Annotated in this window: 16 protein-coding genes and 1 pseudogene; 14 read left to right on the top strand and 3 right to left on the bottom strand. The window is 65.6% G+C overall.

Features of this window, described 5'->3' with window-relative positions; genetic code table 11:
* Positions 1 to 177: 177 nt before the first annotated feature.
* The 8 genes from F4553_RS15035 (at position 178) to F4553_RS15000 (ending at position 7,225) form a co-directional block, all read left to right on the top strand.
* Positions 178 to 450: a helix-turn-helix domain-containing protein gene (locus tag F4553_RS15035; protein ID WP_184836459.1), complete on the top strand. Its 273-nt coding sequence runs from the start codon at positions 178 to 180 to the stop codon at positions 448 to 450.
* Positions 447 to 854, top strand: coding sequence for a hypothetical protein (locus tag F4553_RS15030; protein ID WP_184836457.1), 408 nt, complete (start codon positions 447 to 449; stop codon positions 852 to 854). The genes F4553_RS15035 and F4553_RS15030 overlap by 4 nt, the downstream gene beginning before the upstream one ends.
* Positions 851 to 1,102, top strand: a complete 252-nt coding sequence (locus tag F4553_RS15025; RefSeq protein ID WP_184836455.1) for a hypothetical protein — start codon at positions 851 to 853, stop codon at positions 1,100 to 1,102. Before F4553_RS15030 ends, F4553_RS15025 begins: the two co-directional genes overlap by 4 nt.
* Positions 1,099 to 2,148 carry a hypothetical protein gene (locus F4553_RS15020; RefSeq protein WP_184836453.1) on the top strand — a complete coding sequence of 350 codons (1,050 nt, stop codon included), beginning with the start codon at positions 1,099 to 1,101 and terminating at the stop codon, positions 2,146 to 2,148. The genes F4553_RS15025 and F4553_RS15020 overlap by 4 nt, the downstream gene beginning before the upstream one ends.
* Positions 2,145 to 4,235 carry an FtsK/SpoIIIE domain-containing protein gene (locus F4553_RS15015; protein ID WP_184836451.1) on the top strand — a complete coding sequence of 697 codons (2,091 nt, stop codon included), beginning with the start codon at positions 2,145 to 2,147 and terminating at the stop codon, positions 4,233 to 4,235. The genes F4553_RS15020 and F4553_RS15015 overlap by 4 nt, the downstream gene beginning before the upstream one ends.
* A 430-nt stretch (positions 4,236 to 4,665) precedes the next feature.
* A complete protein-coding gene (locus F4553_RS40995; protein ID WP_246466348.1) occupies positions 4,666 to 4,974 on the top strand; it encodes a hypothetical protein in 309 nt (102 codons plus the stop codon).
* A 116-nt stretch (positions 4,975 to 5,090) separates the two neighbouring features.
* Positions 5,091 to 5,288 (top strand): hypothetical protein, encoded by a 198-nt coding sequence (locus F4553_RS40990; RefSeq protein ID WP_184836449.1) that lies wholly within the window; start codon positions 5,091 to 5,093, stop codon positions 5,286 to 5,288.
* Positions 5,285 to 7,225, top strand: a complete 1,941-nt coding sequence (locus tag F4553_RS15000; protein WP_184836447.1) for a DUF3987 domain-containing protein — start codon at positions 5,285 to 5,287, stop codon at positions 7,223 to 7,225. The genes F4553_RS40990 and F4553_RS15000 overlap by 4 nt, the downstream gene beginning before the upstream one ends.
* Positions 7,226 to 7,511: 286 nt before the next feature.
* Here the strand turns inward: F4553_RS15000 and F4553_RS14995 are convergent, their stop codons facing one another.
* Positions 7,512 to 9,302, bottom strand: coding sequence for a serine/threonine-protein kinase (locus F4553_RS14995; RefSeq protein ID WP_184836445.1), 1,791 nt, complete (start codon positions 9,300 to 9,302; stop codon positions 7,512 to 7,514).
* A 1,693-nt stretch (positions 9,303 to 10,995) separates the two neighbouring features.
* Here F4553_RS14995 and F4553_RS14990 point away from each other — a divergent pair.
* From F4553_RS14990 to F4553_RS14970, 5 genes are all read left to right on the top strand, one after another.
* Entirely contained in the window at positions 10,996 to 12,339 is a 1,344-nt protein-coding gene (locus F4553_RS14990; protein ID WP_184836443.1) for a hypothetical protein, read from the top strand.
* A complete protein-coding gene (locus F4553_RS14985) occupies positions 12,336 to 12,899 on the top strand; it encodes a flavoprotein (RefSeq protein WP_184836441.1) in 564 nt (187 codons plus the stop codon). The genes F4553_RS14990 and F4553_RS14985 overlap by 4 nt, the downstream gene beginning before the upstream one ends.
* A gap of 65 nt (positions 12,900 to 12,964) precedes the next feature.
* Entirely contained in the window at positions 12,965 to 13,948 is a 984-nt protein-coding gene (locus F4553_RS14980) for a hypothetical protein (RefSeq protein WP_184836439.1), read from the top strand.
* A 469-nt stretch (positions 13,949 to 14,417) separates the two neighbouring features.
* A complete protein-coding gene (locus F4553_RS14975; protein ID WP_184836437.1) occupies positions 14,418 to 15,350 on the top strand; it encodes a ParA family protein in 933 nt (310 codons plus the stop codon).
* A 2-nt stretch (positions 15,351 to 15,352) separates the two neighbouring features.
* Positions 15,353 to 15,832 (top strand): hypothetical protein, encoded by a 480-nt coding sequence (locus F4553_RS14970; RefSeq protein WP_184836435.1) that lies wholly within the window; start codon positions 15,353 to 15,355, stop codon positions 15,830 to 15,832.
* A gap of 7 nt (positions 15,833 to 15,839) precedes the next feature.
* Here the strand turns inward: F4553_RS14970 and F4553_RS14965 are convergent, their stop codons facing one another.
* Together F4553_RS14965 and F4553_RS14960 are read right to left on the bottom strand one after the other, a co-directional pair.
* Positions 15,840 to 17,882 (bottom strand): GmrSD restriction endonuclease domain-containing protein, encoded by a 2,043-nt coding sequence (locus tag F4553_RS14965; RefSeq protein ID WP_184836433.1) that lies wholly within the window; start codon positions 17,880 to 17,882, stop codon positions 15,840 to 15,842.
* Between the two features lie 204 nt (positions 17,883 to 18,086).
* A complete protein-coding gene (locus F4553_RS14960) occupies positions 18,087 to 19,739 on the bottom strand; it encodes a copper resistance CopC/CopD family protein (RefSeq protein ID WP_221469898.1) in 1,653 nt (550 codons plus the stop codon).
* 50 nt (positions 19,740 to 19,789) lie between these two features.
* Here F4553_RS14960 and F4553_RS42975 point away from each other — a divergent pair.
* Positions 19,790 to 20,281, top strand: a pseudogene (locus F4553_RS42975) (ThuA domain-containing protein); the annotation flags it as partial.
* Positions 20,282 to 20,320: the final 39 nt, after the last annotated feature.

Raw genomic sequence — 20,320 nt, 5'->3', positions numbered from 1 at the left:
CCAGGTGGTTCGCCCGGATAAACAAATCTGTTTATGGGGCTTGACAACCCAGTGGTGCCCATGATGCTCTAGTGACTCAAGTTAACCCCGGTAAACAGCGATGGTTACCGGGCTAATGAAGGGGCCTGAGCGAGGTGCAACTCGCCCAGGCCTGGACACCGAGCCTGTGGAGGAACGATGCACAACAAGGCTAGCGCTCTCGCTGCTTCGGTCAGCGGGGGCAAGACTCCTTCGGAACGGCGCTTCTACAGCGTCGCCGAAACCGCCGAAATGCTGGGCCTTTCCGAGATGACCGTCTACCGGGCGATCAAGGCTGGCGAGTTCCCTGCCGTCCGTGTACGGGGGCGGGTCTGCGTGCCGGTCAAGGCGATCGACGCGATGGTCGATGCGGCCTGGTCGTCGATGACTGTGGTGGACGCTGCCGATTTCGTGTCGGCGGTGACGCGATGAGCACGCCGATGCGAGACGTTATCCGCCTGGTCGGCTCGCACGAGCCGGGTGTGGACCGCCAGGCCGCGTATGCCGAGCTTGTCGCGCGGTTCGGAAAGCCGGCGGCCCCGTTGATGTGGGGCTCGGCGCTGCTATACGTGACGATCCGCGACGACGCGGAGGCTGAGAACGTGACCGTGACCGGCATGGTTTCGACTTGCGCCCTGGTCCTCTGCGGGATCGGCGCAGTCCTGGCGGGCCAGCCGGTGCGCGCAGGGCTGATCGGCGCTGCGATCGCGTTCGGGCTGGTCGCTGTTGGTCAGGCCATCGGGAAGTCTGCGGACGATGAAGCCGCGGTGATGGGCGACACCGATGACGGCGAAGAGTTCGTGATGGTCCGTCGCCCTCGGCGGTGGTGGCTGTGACCACTCTCTTCATCCCGGATTCGGTAACAGTGTCAGCCGATGTGCTGGCGATGATCGCGACAGCGCTCGGCGTGCCAGCTGCTCAGCTAGCGCTGACCGGCCCGGCCGAGGTGGACCTGAAGGCCGGCGGCTGGCTCTATGAGCGGGTCGACGACGAGAACACCAGCAACGGCCCGGCCGACCGGGTGATCGGTGCTGGGGTGACCGGGTTCGCGCTCGGCACTCGCTGGTCGGGAGGTGCCCGATGAACGGTACGCAGATGCGTTCGACCGGGCCGCTTCACCTGCTCGGCGTGTTCTACGTCGGGATGGCCGGCATCGCGCTCTACGGCCAGTCGGACGGGCTGATGACGTGGGTCGGGGTCAACCGGCCCGTGGCCCTGGCGGTCGCCCTCGCGGTGGAGTTGCTGGCGGCGGTGCTGTTCGCGTTCGCCGACTGGCGGCGTACCCAGCATGGGGAGCAGGCGGTGGCGGCCCGGCTGCTGTCGGTCGCGGTGGCGCTCGGCGTCGCGGCGATGAACTTCTACGGCCACGAAGGTTCGGTAGGTACCTGTGCGCTCTACACGGGTGCCAGCCTCGCCGGGTACGCGGTGTGGGTGCTGCACACCAACGCTCGACGCCGTGACTCGCTGCGTGCAGCGGGCAAGCTGACCGGGCAGCCGCCCGTCTACGGCCTGGGGCTGTGGCTGCGGATGCCGCGTACGGTCTGGCGCGCTCGGACGCTCGCCACGGCGAACACGGCGCTCGGTGTGCACGACTCGATCGGGGCCGCGCTCTCGGAGAAGGCCACGACGGATCGGCACAGGGCGATTGCCGCAGCGTTGCGGCGCAAGCTGTCCGCTTCTCTCGACTCGGTCAGTGCGGACATCGCGATGGTCTCCTACGACCTGGAAGAGGTTGCCGCGCGGCTCGCCGCATCGGTGGACTACGGACGATTGACTGGCCTGCTGGCAGCGGACATCGACCCCGATCGCATCAATGGTGGCCAGCCTTCCGTGACCGCTGCGATGGCGCAGCCAGCGACGGACGGAGAAGCGGACAAACCCCAGCGCACGATTCCTGCTCGCGCTCCGCGTACCCGTACGGCGAAGCCGGATGCAGCCGCTCGCGTGGCGGTTGCGCTGGCGGAGAACCCGACCGGTACCCAGAAGGACATCGCGCGTGCGGCGAAGACGACCGACCGCACCGTACGCCGGGTGCTGTCGGCGAACCGAGCGGACACGGCGACCGCCGTGGACGCGGACACAGCATCGACGAATGTCGGCACGGCTGAACTGGTGGAGGTGACCCGATGACGACCAACGAGGACAACCCGCGTGACTGGGATGCCGGTCTTGCCGAACTCCTGGACGAGCCGGAGCCGCTGGTGTCGGTGGACGGACCGAACCTGCCTGCTGGTGCGTGGGCGGATCGGCCGGCACGCCGTGAGCCGGTGCTACCGCCTTGGCTGCGGTCGCGAGCGACCTTCGCCGACACGATGAAGTGGGCGGCCGGCTACGGCGTTCACGTTGCCGGGTTCCACCTGGTGCGGGTGCCGGTCTACGCGGGCAAGCTGGCCGCGTACTCACCGCGTGGCGGCTGGCGTGCCGGGGTCGGCCTGGTGCGCTGGGTGCTCGACCTGGAGGGCCACGCGCTGCGGCTGTCGGCGGTGCACCGGGACGATCCGCAGGACTACCTGAAGCTGTCGATGCAGCGCGACAGCCGGGTGCGGCTGCGCACGGCGCTGTTCCTTGGCGGTTCGGTCTTCGTCATTTGCGGCGGGCTGACCGGGTGGCTGACGCTCGAACCGGGCACCCGCACGCTCGCCCTGGTCGCCATCGGCACGGCAGTGGTCGGCGTGCTGGGCATGGTTGGCCGGCCACTCGACAAGCCGCTGATGGGGCGGGCCGTCATCTCGGCCCGCGTGCCGCGCCTGGAGTCGGATCGGGTCGTCTACGCCCTGTCCGTGCTCGGCCTTTCGTCGATCACGGCTCGGCTGGCGAAGGACCCGAACGCCATCGGGTTCCCGGCGCCTATCGCTCGGGACGGCAACGGCTGGCGCGCCACCGTTGACCTGCCCGCTGGTGCCACTGCCTCGGCGGTGATCGAGAAGCGCACCGAGCTGGCCTCCGCGCTCGGCCGGCCACTGGGCTGTGTCTGGCCCGAGGCGGTGCCCGGTGTGCATCCGGGCCGCCTGGTGCTGTGGGTCGGCGATCAGGAGATGTCGGCGGCGAAGCCGCCCGTCTGGCCGCTGGCCAAGGCGGGGAAGGTGGACCTGTTCGAGCCGTTCGCGTTCGGGACCGACCCGCGCGGGCGGGTCGTGACGATCACGCTCATGTTCGCGTCGATGGTCATCGGTGCCATCCCGCGCATGGGCAAGACGTTCTCGCTGCGGCTGATCCTGCTCGCAGCTGCGCTCGACCCTCGCGCGCAGCTGCATCCCTACGACCTGAAGGGAACCGGCGACTTCTCCGCCCTGGCCCCGGTCTCGCACCGGTACCGAGCGGGCGACGAGGACGAAGACATCCTCTACGCCCTGGAAGACCTGCGGGAACTTCAGGGCGAGCTGCGGCGGCGTACGCGGGTGATCCGTGAGCTGCCTCGGGAGCTGTGCCCGGAGAACAAGGTCACGCCAGAGCTGGCGTCGATGCCGGCCTACCGGCTACACCCGATCGTCGTCGCAGTGGACGAGTGCCAGCGCTGGTTCGAGCACCCGGTCTACGGCGACGAGATCGAGCAGATCTGCGAAGACCTGGTGCGGCGAGGCCCGGCCTGCGGGATCAGCGCACTGTTCGCCACACAGCGAGTCGACGCGAAGAGCCTGCCCACGGGCATCAGCTCGAACGCGGTGCTGCGGTTCTGCCTGAAGGTGGTCGGGCACCAGCCCAACGACATGGTGCTCGGCACGGGCGCGCACAGCTCAGGGATCAAGGCGACGATGTTCGCCAGGTCGGACAGGGGCATCGGCTACCTCGCCGGTGAAGCTGACGATCCGCAGATCACCCGCACCTTCTACATGGACGGCCCCGCAGCTGAGGTGGTCGTGGCCAGGGCAAGGGCCGCCCGCGAAGCTGCGGGCACCCTCACCGGGTACGCCCAGGACCCGACCCAGGAGCAGGCGGCCCGCAAGGCCGACGAGCACCGGGTCCTCGACGACGTGCTCGCCGTGATCCCGGCCAGCGAGCCCAAGGTGTGGTGCGTGACCGTCGCCGAACGGCTCGCCGACCACCGGCCCGACGCTTACGCGGGCTGGACGGGGGAGCAGGTCACCAAAACCCTCGGCCGGTACGGCATCACCTCCGGGCAGGTGTTCCGGCAGGGCCAGAACCGACAGGGCCTCACTCGGGCCGACATCGTCAACGCCATCACCCAGCGTGACCGTTTCCGGGGCGGGAAGCCCTGACCTCGAAAACGGCATAACCGTCTGAACACGACAGCGGATCGGTCCTAGGTCTAGGAGCCGGAGCCCCTAGACCTAGGACCTCCCCTAGGACCACAAACCCAAACCTGGCCAGCGCGCTAGCAACCTAGCAGCGCCAGCCTTCCGCACCCCGAAAACGGCTCTGGAGGCCAACCGTGACCAGGCTCGCGACCCTAGCTATGCCCCTGCTCATCCTCGCCGTGATCGTCACACTCGGTTACGCCGCTCTCTGCTCGGTGGCGCCCTACCGGCGTTGCCGCCGCTGCCACGGTGCCGGCCACACACGCGCGATGCTCGGCCGAAGTAGGCCCTGCCACCGCTGCCGCACCACCGGGCTACGGCTGCGGCTCGGCTGGCGTCTGGCCAACCACGCCCGTCGCCTGCGCCGCGACAGCACCCGAGGCGGTACGCGATGACTGCCCGGACTCTGGCCATGACGTGCGACGCGCAGCATTGCGAAGACAGCCGGCCATGCATCGGCCCAGCCGATGCCGTGACGATCCGCGCAGCTGCGGGCGACGCCTCCACCGGGTGTGTGCTGCATGGCGCCGTCATGCTGGCCAGCCTCATCGGCGCGCGGGTCTACCCCTGCCGGGTCAACGGCGCAGCTATCGCCGTCTTCGAGCTCGCGCAGACGTTGCCGCCGTTCGCGTGGCGCGACCAAGACACGCCCGAACGGGCCGCTCGGCTGTTTGACCAGCACACCAGAGGTACGCGATGACCGTTCCCGCCCGGGCTGGCAGGCGAAGTGCTGGCCATCCGGACTGGTGCGCCGAGGGGCACCACTGCACCACGGGGCGTCTGGGTGGCACTGGCGAACACGCCAGCGTGCCCGAGGTGTGGCAGACCGGCGCCGGCCGGATCGTCGCCACCCGGTTCCGTCGAGCCGACGCCAGCCGCGACCGGGTCGAAGTCCGCGTCGTCCTGGACCTCGACCCCAGCAACCCCACGCACGCCCAGCAGCAGGCCCGCGTGGCAGTCGCCACCGTCTGCATCGCACTCGAACAGCTCAGCCATCGAAAGGGAGTCCAGTGAGCACCCCCGCAACGCACGACATCGCAGCCGAACAGGCCGTCATCGGTGCCGTGCTGCTCGCACCTGACCAGCTCGACAGCTTGGCGGAGACGCTGACCCCGAACGACTTCTACCGGCCCGCACACGCTGGCCTGTGGGAGCACCTGACCCGGATGCGCGCCGAAGGTGTGCCGGTCGATCCGCTCACCGTGGCCGCGAACCTCGCGACCGCTGGTGAACTGGAGCGCTTGGGCGGTGCCTCGTACCTGCACACGCTCATCCAGGCCGTGCCGAGCGTCGCCAACGCCGGCCACTACGCACGGACCGTCGCCGACCACGCCAAGCGGCGCCGGGTCGTCACCCTCGGGCACAAGCTCACCCAGGCCGCGACGACCGGCGACCCGGGCAGCGTGCTCGCCGAGCTGGCCGAGCTCGACACCGGTTCGGGTTGGCCGGCGCTGGTTCCGCTGGGGGAGCGGCGGCATCTGCCGGTGTTCCCGGCCGAGATGCTGCCCGGTTGGGTCGCTGACCAGGTTGCGGCGGTCGCTGAGTTCACGCAGACGCCGATCGACCTTGCCGGGTCGATCGCTCTGGCCGCTCTCTCAACCGCCGCAGGCGGCCGGGCCGAGGTGGAGGTACGCGGATCGTGGCGGGAACCGGTGAACCTGTTCCTGGTGTCGGTGCTGCCGCCCGGGTCGCGCAAGAGCGCTGTGTTCGCGTGCATGATCTCCCCGTTGCTGTGCGCAGAGCGTGCCCTGGCGGAGCGCATGCGGCCGGTCATCATCGAGACTGAGCTGCTGGCGAAGGTCGCAGGCAAGGCAGCAGAGCGGGCCGCCAACGTCGCCGCGAACGCCTCCGATCCATCGGTACGCGACTCGATGATCGCGGATGCGGCTGCTGCGGCGATGCAGGCCGAGGCGATCAACGTTCCCCCGGTACCACGGCTGATCGCCGACGACGTGACCAGCGAGAAGGCCGCATCGCTGCTCGCCGAGCAGGGCGGCCGGCTGGCAGTGCTCTCGCCGGAAGGCGGCATCTTCGCCACGCTCGCAGGCCGCTACTCCGGTACGCCGAACCTCGAAGTCTTCCTGAAGGGCCACGCAGGGGACATGCTGAGGGTCGATCGGCAGGGCCGCCCAGCAGAGCATATCGACAAGCCGGCTCTGACCCTCGGCCTGGCCGTGCAGCCAGATGTGTTGCGCGACATCGCGGGGATGCCAGGATTCCGCGGAAAGGGCCTGCTCGCCCGCATCCTGTTCGCAATACCGGAGAACACGGTCGGACACCGGAAGATCGGTGCCGACCCGGTGCCGGCTGATGTCGCCGAGGTCTACGCGACGAACCTCGCCGCGCTGGTCGCCAGCCTCGCCGAGTGGACCGATCCGGCCGTGCTCACGCTCACCCAGGAGGCGAACGAGCTTGTGCTGAACCTCGAACGGGAGGTAGAGCCGCTGCTGGCACCCACGGGAGCCTGGGCGCACATCGTGGACTGGGGCAGCAAGTACGTCGGTGCTGTCGTGCGCATCGCCGGGCTGATCCACCTTGCTGAGCACCTGCGCGACGGATGGGCGCAGCCGATCAGCGCCGACACCATCGACCGGGCCGCGCGCATCGGCGCCTACTTCACCGCGCACGCCCTGGCCGCGTTCGACGACATGGGCGCCGACCGCACCACCCAATACGCCCGGCACGTGCTGGCCTGGCTTTCGCGCACACTGACCACTGCGTTCACCAAGCGGGACCTGCTGCGGTCGGTGCGGGTACAGAGCCCCACCGCTGCGGATCTCGATCCGGTGCTGTCGCTGCTGGAGCTGCACGGTTACATCCGGCCCGCCGAGCAGGCACCGCGTACCGGCGCCGGTCGCCCAGCCTCGGCTACCTATCTCGTCAATCCCGAGCTTTACCGGCCCGCTGCCACCGTGACGGCCCTGCGAACAGGAGACCAGAAGACGGCCTGATGCCGGGACAGAATTGATAAAAATCCCTGTCGCAGCGGAATTTGTCAATTCTGTCCCGGGTCCACGGCCTAAGGCTGATAGGACACGGATGAATCCTTGCGCTGCCGAATCCCCTCAGATGTCCAGATGATCATTTTCCCCAGCTGGGTATAGAGAAGGGCCTGCGGGTAAACGAGATCTTGGCTCTGTGGCTCTCAGGACGTTTTAACTGCCTGTGGGCGATGCGGCACCTGTTGGCGGTTGGACATTTATGTAGGCGGTGGGGGACTCCTATATGGCGTTTTCACTAGCGCTCGGCGTCGTGATCGGCGTTCTCGGGTGGGGCCTTCGTCTCGAAGAATGGATTTAGTGCCGCAGTGATCATGCTGATAACAGCATCTTCGTTGGCCTCTTCGACAATAGCTAGGTCGTTCGAGCTGAAGTTTCCTCCGCGCGCCATCCACATGTCGTGAAACAACGACCACTCAACGCCTTTAGGGGCCGCTGTTCGCGCGCTGTCGTTCTCTGGTACCGCTCGTTCGTCGACAATGAACCTAACTAGCTGCATTCGCGGCTGGCTGTCTTGCCAAACGAGCTGCACGTTACAGATTTCGAGGACAGTCCTCTGCGAAGACCGAGGAATTGCGGTAAGCGTTCCGAATAGCAGCAGGTCGTGGGCGACGGAGCGTCCAGGGCTCGGCGAGTTCGTAGTCTTTATCTCTAGTGTTACGCGATTGCCTCGGAAAACCAGAAGACATTGGTCTGAGTCATTTTCAGCTGTTGCGCCTGGGACGAGATCCACGAATTTTCCGACAAGTATTTGCCAGAAAGCCATGAGTCGGACTTTCGCCTGTCGCTGACGCTCAAAATGTTCGCGGGTTGCGGCGTTCTGGCTTTCGATCTCGAAGTCTTTTCGATCCATCCGTGCTAAGAGATCACGCAGGGCATGTTGCCCCGCCGATAGACCTTTAACCTGAAGCTGCTCTTGAAGCTGCCTTGGATCTTCGGGACGCCCAGCAGCGTCTTTAGCCAAGAGGCTTAGCACGATCGAGACCAGGCCGGAGTCGCATGAATAGGGAAGAACTGGTGCTTTCATGAAATGCTGTTCCCGGAAGTCAGGCCCCGGGAAAGGAGGGCTGCCGGTGATCATTTCAAATGCGACACATCCCAGTGCGTAGAGGTCGGTAGCAACTGTTTCCGAATCACCGCGCCAAAGCTCTGGTGCGCGGTACTCAAGGGTTCCCGTTCCGTGCCACGTATAAGTCGCAGTAGATTGCAGTGTGTTCCGAGAGATTCCAAAATCCGAGAGGCACCATTGGCCAGCGATCAGGAGGACGTTCCGAGGCTTGATATCTCGGTGTATGACCCCCACTTTGGAGAGCGATACCATTCCGCGTGCTAACTGAACGAGGATGTCACGAACCTCGTCGTCAGGAATAGGACCTGCTCCGATACGTTCGGCCAGACTAGATTCAGCCTTCGGCATTACCAGCAGCAGTGCATCGTCGGTGTCGGCTGCGTCAAGAAGGTGGACAAGGTGATCATTTGGCTGCTTCTTGAGCTGCCGTGAGATCTCAAGCTCGCGCTGGGCGAGACGCCGATCGCCGGTCCGGCTACTGAGATGGACAACCTTGACTGCGATGGGATTGCCGCTGGAGTCATATCCAGAGAAGACCTTCCCGTAACCGCCTTCACCAAGTGAAGACATCGTGTCGTATCTGTAGGTCGTGCCGGAATCGCCGATGAACTCACGTTCCTGCATGGCTGACGGCTCTGGGGTTAGCAGCCTCTGCGAGGCATCATCGATCGCTCGGATCACGAAGTTCACCTCGGCCGATACCTCGCGATACATCTGGTCGACCGTGACGGCGCCGGCAACGAGAGACCGATGCCGTGGTGTGTGAAGATTCACCACCTCAGCAGAGTCCGTAGAGACATGGGCCACCAGGCGCTCTACCGAGTCATGCCACTGAAGGTAGCGGTGCCGTAGTGCATCTGGGGCGTTAACGCCCCCGCCGATGATGTTCTGGCCGTCGATCCGGAGCTGCTTCAGCTGATCGATGTTCTGTACGGCCGCAATCCTTTCTGGATTTTCCACGCCTTCATTGTCCGGGATGAACCGACACGCCGCGCTTGGCGTTGGTGACCGCCGGCCGGGTGGAGCGGAGCGGCCGGCTTACAGGTGGCTAGGTTCAGGAGGTAGTCGGCACGCGATCATGCTGGAAGCCGCACGTGGGCTTTCGTGCACATTGACAACGACCTTCGCGAAGCGGGACCTGCCGCGTCGGAGTTGGTGCAGAGCCCGCCGCTGCAATCTCGATCCGGTGCTGTCGTCGCTGGAGTTGCACTGGTACATCCGGCCCGCCGGGCAGGCGCCGCGTACCGGTGCCGACGGCCCACCGTCAGCTACCTATCTAGTCAATCCCGAGCTGTACCGGCCCGCTGCGACCGTGACGGCACTGCGATCAGCCGATCAGAAGACCGCCTGATGCCCGGGACAGAATTGACAGAATTGACAAAATCCCGGTCCTGCAGGAATTTTGTCAATTCTGTCAATTCTGTCCCGGGCTCTGAACGCTCTCCACGCCAACGAATAGAGAGCTATCTAAGCAAGATCATCGTGTTGGCCGGCTTAGCTCGCCTGAGGTGCGAAGGTACGGCTGGCCTGGATCTTGGCTCCTGGTGGCTCTCAGCCGGTTTGCCCAGGCTGGAGAGGTGGGAACCTATTCCAGCGGTTGGAACATGCCACCATGTACCGATTCCTATGCTGCTGGTGGGACCTGCGCTCGCAACTTCCAGATCGCTTCAGACAGGCGTCCGTCCCGGATCGCCTCCTGTTGGGAAGGTGTCGCTGCCTTTACCTTGCTGCGAACGGACGTAAATGATCGACCTGACACCTGGACGATGTATCCACCGTTTTGGCGGTACTCCGAGTCGGGAGCGAAGCAGTGGGCGTGCCGGTGTTCTTCGCTGCCCACTGGATCGGCACCGTGCGTGTGCCAGACACAGCAGTACAGGCACCAGACACGAAGGCGTAGGCCTTGCTCCTGTCGGTGCAGGAATCCTGCGACGATCGGGTAGGTCTCGCCATCAGAGTTAGAGATCTCCATATTGCGAACTCTACTGAGGCGATGGGTCACCGCACCCTGATGTTGAAGCGGAGCTCCGGGCAGCGGAGCGACCGCCTCCCGCAACGCCAGGTTCAGCTTGTCGGCTTGCTTACGCGTCCTGCCGCTATCGGTCGCTCGCTGACGACGTGTGGCGCTCTCGTGTGTCCCGGGCCTTGGCCCGAGCCTCAAGCACCGCCCTGCAAATCGAGCGCCGCACGGTATGTCATGCATTGGTCTAGCGTCGCGTCCGCTGTGCGCCCGATGTCGACAGGAGCCGCAAACCCCGCAGCTCTAACGGCTTCTGAGTGTGGACCGCCTGTGCATACTCCAGGCGGTCCTCGCTCCGGCAATGCTCGTGGTTGGAACAGACGACACGCCGTGACACGAGTTGTGACGCGAAATGGTGATGACGGGGGCGGTCAGGGGCGGCCTTGGGGATCTTCCGTGTGTCTATAGGTGCTGGTAGAGGCTATGTTGGACCGCGAAAGCTGGCCTCATAATCCCTCGGTCGCGGGTTCGAGCCCCGCCCGCCCCACCAGACGTCAATTGCATAGCCATCCCCGTAATGAAGCGCGGGGAGTGACCATGCTGCTGCGGCCGGTGGTGCACTTCCGGTGCACTCCTGATGACGTGGACATCTGCTGACCGGCATCATGGTCATGACCCGGAAGGACATGACGGATGATCACGGTTCCGACCTGGACAGGCCGCGAAGCCAACGCTCTGCGCAAGGCCCATCGCATGAGCGTGACCGACTTCTCCGAGCACGTCGGCGCCGCTCGCCGGACGGTGGTCAAGTGGAGCACCCGAGGTACGCAGGTCACCCTCCGACCGGACATGCAGGCCGCGATGGACACCGTCCTCAGCCGCGCATCGGCGGAGGTAGCCGAGCGCTTCGAGCGTCTGCTGGCAGCGGACACCAGCGGCACAAAGGCGACGGTCATCGCCGACCCGAAGTTGGTAGATACTGAACGCACCGGGCTATGCACCTTCGACCTGGAAGGCGACGTGCGACGCAGGAACCTCCTCCCGTTTGCGGTGACGGCGATGGCGCAGGCCATGGCGGCACCGTCGGTGATCAGCCTGCTCGACGCGATGGTGCCGACGCACGAGGTGGACGACGCCACGCCGTGGACCGTGGCCGAGCTGCGACAGGCGGTCGCGAGCGCGAAGGTCAGCTATCAGGCATGCCACTACGAGCGAGTCGTCAGCCTGCTGACTCCGCTTCTGGCCGCAGTCTCCAGCGCCGAGGCCAGGGCCGGTGCAGACGACCTTCGCGAGGTTCGGGTCCTGGCTGCGGAGGCCTATCACGTGACCGGCAGTGTACTGCTGAAACGAGGTGACCCGCCCTTGGCGCTGCTCGCAGCCGAGCGCAGCGTGCGGTACGCCCGGGCCAGCGGTGATCCGATCGCGGTGGCGGGCAGCGCTCGGGTCATGGCGCATGCGTTGATGAGCAACAAGCACTCGCTCCGGGCCATCGAGGTCGTGGAGAGTGCGGCGCAGGCACTCGATCGGTCCAGCGGCCTCGGTACGCGTGACGCTGCGGCCACCTACGGTGCGCTGGCCCTGATGGGAGCAGTCGGCGCGGCGAGAAACGAAGATCGCGACACCGCCCACACGTTGCTGGGGGAGGCCTCCCGAGCAGCAGCCCGATTCGGTCATGACGGCAACGACAGGTGGACCGGGTTCGGCCCGACCAACGTCCTGCTCCACCGGGTGGAGGTGGCGTTGAGCTTAGGAGACGCCGGTACGGCGATCGCGCTCGCGCGTCAGGTCGAGCTGGACCGGGTCACGCTCGCCGAGCGCAAGGTCAGCCTCTTCACGAACGTGGCACAGGCTTACACGCAGTGGGGTCGTTATGAGCAGGCGCTTTCGGCGCTGCACACTGCCGACCGCATCGCCCCCGAAGAGATCCGTTCCCGGCCCGCCGTACGCCGGACGGTCACAGACCTCGCCGCCCGGACTCGCGGTCATATCCGTGCCGAGGTGGATGCTTTCGCCGCTGCGGCGGGGATGGCACTGTGACCAGCGGTCACCTGCTCATCATCGCCTGCGGTGCCGGGCCGGCGGCCGACCTGGATCGGCTGATCGCAGTCGCGCATCGGCACTCGTGGACAACCGCAGTGGCGGCGACAGCAGCAGCCCTGCACTTCATCGACACGACTGCGCTGGAGCGCCTCACCGGTAGCCGAGTCCGCAGTGATTTCCGCTGGTCCGAGCCGCAGCAGGGCGGTCGGGCACTCCCGCCCGTGGACGCGCTCATCATCGCTCCCACGACGGCCAACACCGTCGCCAAGCTGTCGCTTGGAATCGCGGACACTTATGCACTGACGCTGGCGGCGGAGATGATCGGTCGTGGCGTACCCACCGTGGTGGTGCCCTTCGCCAACTCAGCGTTCGCGAGCCGCGAACCGTTCGCACGCGCGGTGGCCTCCTTGCGGGGTGAGGGCGTGCACGTCATGTCCGGGCGGAGTGCGGGATGGGAGCCGCATGCGCCGGGGACCGGGCCGGAGGCACAGACCGCTTTCCCCTGGGAGGCGGCATTCCTGGCGGCATCGGCGATGGCGGAGCGCCGCTTGCCCTGAGGGTGCCCCGCGAATTCACCGGTGGGACATTCCTGAGCATCACTATTATCGCGTTCGCTGGGCCCATGCAGACCGAGGACCCGCAACAGGACCTACCAACCCTGCCGCCCGAGGTGGCAGTTGATCTCGATCCGCGCACGGCGCCGATCCTCCGCTACGGAGAAATGGGGCTGAGCCTCGATCACATGGTCGAGTGGCCGATCGACGGTGCTGGCACTCCGCACGTGCGTTGTGCCACCGGCGAGGCCGTTGACCAGCTCATCAGCCATCAGGCGTTCCGACCTCACGCGACGCCGATCCGGCTTCTCGACAAGGTCGAGCCGTTCCAGCCCGGAGTGGCGCAGCATCTCCTCCACGTCGTCCGCGACCTCGACCGGCGAGGCTGGACCAACCACGTCCAGATCACCACCGGCGGCGAGGTCACCGCCGAGGACCTGGCGGAGCTAGGAGCGATGCGACATCTGAGGGTCACGCTGCTCTTCCGCTACTCGGGCCTCGCCGACACTCGGGTGGAACCCGCCGCCGTCCTCGCCTCGCTCCAGCGGGCCGCCGCAGACGGGGAACGCCGGACCGGTGTCGTGCTGGACTGGCGGCCGATCGTGCCCGGCTGGAACGACTCGGATGAGCAGATGAGCCTCGTCTTCAATGCTGCCCGGTTCGCCGACGCCATCGTCTTCACCGGACACCAGCTCGACAGCTTGGGCGACCCGGCTGTGCTGGACGATAGGGTCGTCGCAGCCTGGCGGAGGTCGGGCATCAGCACGCCGCTGTTTCGCAAGACCTCCTGCGGGGTCTCCTTCGCCCACCGGACCGCCGATTACAACGACCAGTTCGGCATACCGACACTCTGTGACATCTGTCCGGCGGCCCAGCGATTGCGGTGCGCTGGCGGCTACCGGGAACCCACCTCGACCGAACTGGATGGTGCCCTCGCCGAGTACGGCTTTGAGGGCGACTACCTGGTTGAGGACGGCCATGTGCGGATCGGCGGGCTGAGTGTGGAAAGCCGCTACGTCCTTCAACATGCCTTACGCCACCAGGCCTGGTGAACAGGAGCCAGTCGGAGGCAAGCAGCCGACTCATGGTGCTGGTCACGGCGGCTGATAGAAAGGCCACCGTGACCAGCACCGATATCAGGGTTCTACCCAAGTCTCGTAGCGATGCGACCTCGCGTGAAGCGGCACTGGAGTAGCTCAAGATCGCATACTCGCAGCGGCGCGACAGGGGTCCAGAATTCATGCCCGGCCGTGAGTGGGAACGATGATCCGCCTGCTGACGGATGCGGTTGACATACGAGCGTTGCCTGATCGATTTGTTGCCTGTTACGTCACGGCGAGATCTGCATAGCCTCGGCTGACGACACACGGCCACTGATCGACGGTACCTCGATCGGTGGCAATGATGGCGCCACCCGTGTGCGATGTAGCGACTTTAGGCTGAGTGCCTTCGCCGAGGCAGTGGTTTAACGTCCACGATGGTGAAGCTTGCCGATGCGAGCGTGAACGTCCAGGGAGGACCATGACGGCGGTTGTGTCTGTCATCAACTACAAGGGCGGGGTGGGAAAGACGACCCTGTCGGCAAATGTCGCGGCTGAGCTCGCTTCTCAAGGCAGAAAGATCCTTCTGATCGACTTCGATCCGCAGCTCAGCCTGACCTTCTCCTTCTATTCTCCGCAGGAATGGAACACGGAACTTCGGGAGAAGACCCTGAAGACCTGGTTTGATGCGTTCGATCGAACAGGCGTGGGAGCTGATCTGAGCAAGCTCATCAGCACGCCACCAAAGGCGAACAAACTACTTGCCGACAAGGGCGGTCAGCTCGACCTCATACCCTCGCACTTCGATCTTATCCAGACCGATGTGCGCCTGGCTGCACTTCTCCTCAAGGGAAATGGTGTCAAGCAGCTCGCGCAGCGCTACGTCGAAATTCACCGACGGCTTACCGTCGCGCTACAGCAGGACTCGTTCGCCGACTACGACCTGATCTTGATTGACTGCCCGCCGAACTACAGCTTGCCCACGCGCATCGCCATGGCGGCCAGTACGCACTATGTCGTACCCGCTCGTGCCGACTACCTGTCGACGATCGGCTTACGGTTCTTGGCCAACAGCTACGGCAAGCTCATCGAGAACCATAATCTGCACGTTCAGGCGTCGAGTAATGACGCCGTCGGGGCGATCAACCCACGGGCGCTCGGCGTCATCTTCACCATGGTGCAGTACACCAGGGAGCGGCTCTTCGCTGCTCAACAGGCTGCGATCACGACGATCCGCCAGGAATTCGAAGTGTTCGACTCGATGATGCGGTACAACAATGCCCTTTACGGCGATGCCGGCGAGCTGGGTATTCCGGTGGCGTTGATGGCGAGAATCCATCCTGACGTATCGGCCGATTTGGCACAGATAGCGAACGAACTTATGAAGCGTATTAAGGACAGTGGAGGATCGTGACCATGGCAGGTGCGGTAACGGATGTCGCTGCGATACTCAGCGCAGTGCTATCTCAGATCAAGAAGCTCACCGAGGAGCAGGCTCAGTCTCTCGTGACCGGCACCGGCGAGTTCCGCTTCGTCCCCAAGACGCTGGCGAGCCACTACACGAAGCTGACGAAGCTGAGCGATGAGCAGTTGCAGCAGCTCGCCGACGGCGAAGCCACGTACGCGTTGGTGCCTAAGGGGTACAAGGTGACGAAGGTTCCGTCGGCGAAGGCTGCCCCGCCCACCGCTTCAGAGATCCGCAGCGCCCTCTCGGCCGCGAGCGACGAGGAATCGGCCCGCGCGTACCTCACCGGTCTCAAGCTGAAGCCGGCGGAGCTCAAGGCGGTTGCTTCGGAGCTGGAGGTTCCGGCAACCAGCTCGGCCAAGACGATCATCGAGACGATGGTGAAGATATTCGTCACGGGACGGCTGACGACTTCGGCAGTCCGCTTCTGACGGACGGTCAAGCCTGGTTGAGCAGGTCCTTGATAGCGGCTGCGTTCAACCTCTGATCTGACGAGGCCTGGCCGTTCGCACCGAACCTGATCCCCTCATGCTCCAATCGGTGACGCTGCCCACCCTGCACGGCGTTGGCCAGATCCGGCGACGGTATTCCGTCATTCAACAGGACACGCCACGAGTTCTCCACGAGTCGGGACGCCAGGTGAGCTTTCACCGAGACGGGATGGCTGCCGATCACCTTGGCAAGGTCGCCGAAAGTGGTCCACCTCCCGATCGGGATCGCGGCGACCGCCTGATAGAGGGGACTCCAATCGCGATCAGCGGTTTGGCCGGGGCGCGCTGTCGGCCCCGGCCAGATGGCTATGGCCATAGCCAGAAGCTGCTGACCCCTTTGGGAGATCTTCCACCCATCCCAGGTGTCGCTGGCGGCAATCTCGAGGTTCATGGCGAGCGCGCTGACGCGCAGTATCTCCCGCTTCTCCGGGAACGCAGAGTTGGAGAGCTTGGGATTGTATGCGCTCAGGGTCAGATTACCGAGGGTGTGCACGACGAGGCCGTGCAGTTCGTCGACACCGATGCCGAACGTCTCGGATTCGACGGCGAGGCTCTGGCGCCAATCCAACGTGAGTGACTGAGGCAACACATGCTCGATCGTCATCCGGGTCGGACCGTTCCAGTCGACGACCTCTTTCGGCCGTGAGGCCTCCTCCAAACGGCGCAGGACGAATGCCTTCTGCGAACTTCTGACGTTGAGGTAGAACGGTTGGGTCTGAATCGCATCGACCAGCCGTGCGTCATCGGGCCAGTTCCTCTTGGAAGCCGAGAGGTAATCACGGAGATCTCCGACCAGGTCTTTGCTGCCGGCGAGCTCGCGCGGAACCGCATTGAGGATCCGACCCATGTTCGTCGTCGGCACTCCGGCGATCGCCCGACGGACGCAGAAACTCTCCACGAGAAGCAGTGCGCTCGCTGCGTCGTCGACGCTTAATTCTCCTCTGTCACGCAGTTCGAGGACGAACATGGTGGTGGAATATGTGGTCTTTGCGTTCCATTCCTTCAGGCGGGCCAGCCGCATCCGCAGGTTCGCATCCGGTTCGAGACCTGGATCGAGGATGAGGCGAAGGTAGCGCGACCGGCGAGCGAGTTCCACTATCTCCTGCGCGACCTGGTCTTCGTGTAGGAGATCGTCAAATCGCTCAACCTGGAGGCGGAAGACGTCAGACTGTGCTGCGGTGTCCTTTCCCCGTAGCACCAGGTCGAGCCAGAGGAGAGTCTCGATTCCGTCGTCCCCGATCGCCTGTTGCATCGGCGTCCAGACATCGCGGTGAATATCGTCGATGCGATGTGGCAGTCGCATGAAAAGGTGGTTGCGCATGAGATCGGTCTCGGTGAGCTTGAGACCAGTGCTGTTGAGGGTTTGGAAAATCCGGTAGGCGTTGTCATCGGAGTGGGCGACGATCTGGACGAGATGAAGATGGTCCTGGATGGCCTGCGTCTCGAAGACGAGTTCCTGCCCTTCGGGCTGCTCATCGACTTCTTTGATCCATGAGCGGAAGAGCTCGTACACTCGGATGATCTTGTTTGTGTTCGGTATGTGTGAGCGGTCGTGGTTGAGTAGCACGCTCGCAAAAGCGGCGCGGTCATCGAGTGTCGCAAGCAGCTTCGGGCGCTTGTCACCTTTGTGATCTGCGCTGATCAGGAAGCTGTCGTTGATGCTCCCGGCCAATTGCGGGTTCGAGTGGATCACATGGTCTCGGATCGCTGACAATGCGATCATCAGCGTGCCGAGACGCTGCTGTCCGTCCACGACCAGCCATTGCTGTATGCCGCCCGGCGCCAAGGACGGGCTGGGCGCCAGGACGAGTGAGCCGAGGAAGTGTCCCGCCCGCTCGCCGTTCGCCAGGCGCTTGGCCTCGGTAAGGATGTCGTCCCACAGTTGGCGGGCCTGCCTTTCGGACCACACGTAGGCGCGTTGGTATGGCGGGATCACGAACTGTTTGGGTCCGTGGAGAAGTCCGGAAAGGGAGACCTTGTCGGCGTACACGCCTGCCCTCCTGCTGTCGGCGCCATTGACGCCCTGGAATGCGAGCGCACGATGTACTCGCCGAGCAACTCAGCGTAATGAGTCAATAGCTGGCAGCGCACTGGTCGAATGGGCACTGAAGATTGGTTTGTGACCATGTCTGGGTCGACGTGCGGGCACGTTAGTGCGGCGTGCCCGCCGGGTTTGACCTCCCGACGGGCGAAGTCATCCTTTGACGACGAACTCCAGCTCGCCCACCGGGTTGGAGAACTCGCTGACCCGCAGTGACACCTGCATCCGCCACGTCCCGGCCACCGGAAGCGTCACCTGCGCCGTATAAAAGCCCGCCGACACCTGCGTTAGCGGCACCGCCCCCAGCGTCGCCCTGTCGGAGGACAGGCGCACCACCGGCGGCGCAACACCTTCAGCAGGTTCCCCGGCCGCAGAACTCAGCCGAAGCGTCAGCGTGTTGGACCCACGCACGAGCGGCGCCAGCGAAGCCTGCACCCGGATGTCGCCCAGCGTCGTCGTGCGCGTGCCAGGATCAGCCTCGGCCGCCGCACCAGCAGGCGGCGCTCCCTCGGGACTCGTGTCGACGAGAAAGCCGGTGCAGAGCAGCGCAACAGCAAGGATCAAGCCCTCGATCGCGGTCGCCCGAACCACCGGTCGAGCAAGCGTCTGCCGGCCGGCCTTGTGAGCCGCCTGCTGAAGCCGGGGAAGGAGCGACCACCGGTTCCACGCCGCGATGGCGAGAGCAGCCAGCACGATGCCGACCTTGGCCAGGACCAGCCGACCATAGGCGGTGTCGACGAGAGCAGCCCACGAGCCGAGGATCCGCCAGACGAGCAGCGATCCGGTGGCGACCAGAGCAGCGAGGACACCGGCGGCGGCGGTGGAGAATCGGGCGAGCACCTCGGCCGCCACGGTGCCGTGACCGGCGAGGGCCGGCAACGTCAGCGCCAGCCCGACGAGTCCGCCGAGCCAGACACTGCCCGCGACGAGGTGCAGCGCGTCGGCACCGATGGCGAGAAGTTCGGGGCTCGCCGCCCGGGTGTGCCCGACCAATGCCGGGGCCATGACCGCGATCCCGGCGGCCGCCACCGCCGCGATGCGTCGGTGCCGCGATACCCGTCCGGGGCCGAGCAGGACCACAGCCAGCACCAATCCGCCGACGACGGCCGCAGTGACGGCGTACTCGGTCGGCGGCACGGAGGACCACGTCGCGCCCTGGCTGAGCAGGCTCGGCCCACCGCCGAGCAGATAGACCGCGGTGATGGGCAACGCCGCCAGCCACGCCCCGGCCGCGACGGCCGCAGCGGCACGCATGGCGGTGGCCAACCGGCGCCGTGGACGGTCGATGTCCGGATCGGCGGGCAGGAACAGGGCGGCGAACGCGACCAGCCCGGCGGCGAGCAGCAGGCCGAGATAGCCCAGCACCCGGGCCAGGGTCAGCGTCCAGGGGACCTGCGGGACGCTGTTCGAGTCACTCGGAGGCGGGGTCATGACGGGGGTGGGCGCGCCGACGGAGAAGGTGAGGGCGCCGCTGATGGGGTGCCCGTCCTCGGAGACGACCCGCCAGGTGATCACGGTCGTACCGGTGCCCAGTTCTCCCGACAGCACGACTTCGAGCTCGGTGCCGGTGGCGGTCGGCCTCGCCTCGTCCAGCGCTCCTCGCGAGTCGAAGACCTGGACACCGCCCGGGACACCGCGGACGGCTTCATCGAAGGTGAACAGGACCCGGTCGGGTGCGGTCTGCAGCACGTCGCCCGCGGCCGGGTCGGTGCTGACGAGGTGCGCGTGCGCGTGGGCCGGCTGGGCGAAGCCGAGCAGCATCGCGGGTACGAAGACCAGGAACAGCAGTAGCCGTCGGCTGGTCATGGCTGGCGGCGCCGTCGAACGAGGGCCGCGCCGGTCGCTCGTCTGGAGGCATGTTCGGCCGGGCCGCCACAGCGCTCGTCGCGTTGCTGCTGATCGCCGGATCGATGCCCGCCGCGGTGGCCCACGCCGCACCGGACAACGACGGCCGGCTCAGCGTGCTGCTCTTCTACAAGGCCAACTTCCACGCCTCCAACGTGCAGGGACGGCAGGCCGTGCGCGACCTCGCCACCCAGCTCGGCGCGCAGTACGGCCAGCCGGTCGACATCCAGGAGACCGACGACCCGGCCGCGTTCAACACCGCGAACCTCGCCATCTGCGACACCGTGGTCTTCGTCCAGACCGGTGGTGTCCTGTTCAACGCCGCCCAGCGTGCCGCGCTCGAGACCTACATCCGCGGCGGCGGCGGCTTCATGGGCATGCACTACACCGGCTGGTCGGTGGGGGAGAGCGAGCACGACGTCAACCCGTTCTACGCCCGCCTCGTCGGTGCCGCCTCCGAAGGGCACCCGGAGAACCCCGGCGTCCGGCCGGGCCGCGTCTTCGTGAAGGCCACCGGTCACCCGCTCGTCGCGGGCGTGCCG

This window comes from Allocatelliglobosispora scoriae (genome assembly GCF_014204945.1).
Classification (GTDB): domain Bacteria; phylum Actinomycetota; class Actinomycetes; order Mycobacteriales; family Micromonosporaceae; genus Allocatelliglobosispora; species Allocatelliglobosispora scoriae.
The sequence above is the reverse complement of the archived record's forward strand: the minus strand, read 5'-3'. Positions and strand labels throughout refer to the sequence as shown.

Coding starts and splice junctions, on each gene's coding strand:
- F4553_RS15035 (WP_184836459.1), top strand. CDS start 178: ATGCACAACAAGGCTAGCGCTCTCGCTGCTTCGGTCAGCGGGGGCAAG.
- F4553_RS15030 (WP_184836457.1), top strand. CDS start 447: ATGAGCACGCCGATGCGAGACGTTATCCGCCTGGTCGGCTCGCACGAG.
- F4553_RS15020 (WP_184836453.1), top strand. CDS start 1,099: ATGAACGGTACGCAGATGCGTTCGACCGGGCCGCTTCACCTGCTCGGC.
- F4553_RS15015 (WP_184836451.1), top strand. CDS start 2,145: ATGACGACCAACGAGGACAACCCGCGTGACTGGGATGCCGGTCTTGCC.
- F4553_RS40995 (WP_246466348.1), top strand. CDS start 4,666: ATGACTGCCCGGACTCTGGCCATGACGTGCGACGCGCAGCATTGCGAA.
- F4553_RS14990 (WP_184836443.1), top strand. CDS start 10,996: ATGATCACGGTTCCGACCTGGACAGGCCGCGAAGCCAACGCTCTGCGC.
- F4553_RS14980 (WP_184836439.1), top strand. CDS start 12,965: ATGCAGACCGAGGACCCGCAACAGGACCTACCAACCCTGCCGCCCGAG.
- F4553_RS14975 (WP_184836437.1), top strand. CDS start 14,418: ATGACGGCGGTTGTGTCTGTCATCAACTACAAGGGCGGGGTGGGAAAG.
- F4553_RS14970 (WP_184836435.1), top strand. CDS start 15,353: ATGGCAGGTGCGGTAACGGATGTCGCTGCGATACTCAGCGCAGTGCTA.
- F4553_RS14960 (WP_221469898.1), bottom strand. CDS start 19,739: ATGACCAGCCGACGGCTACTGCTGTTCCTGGTCTTCGTACCCGCGATG.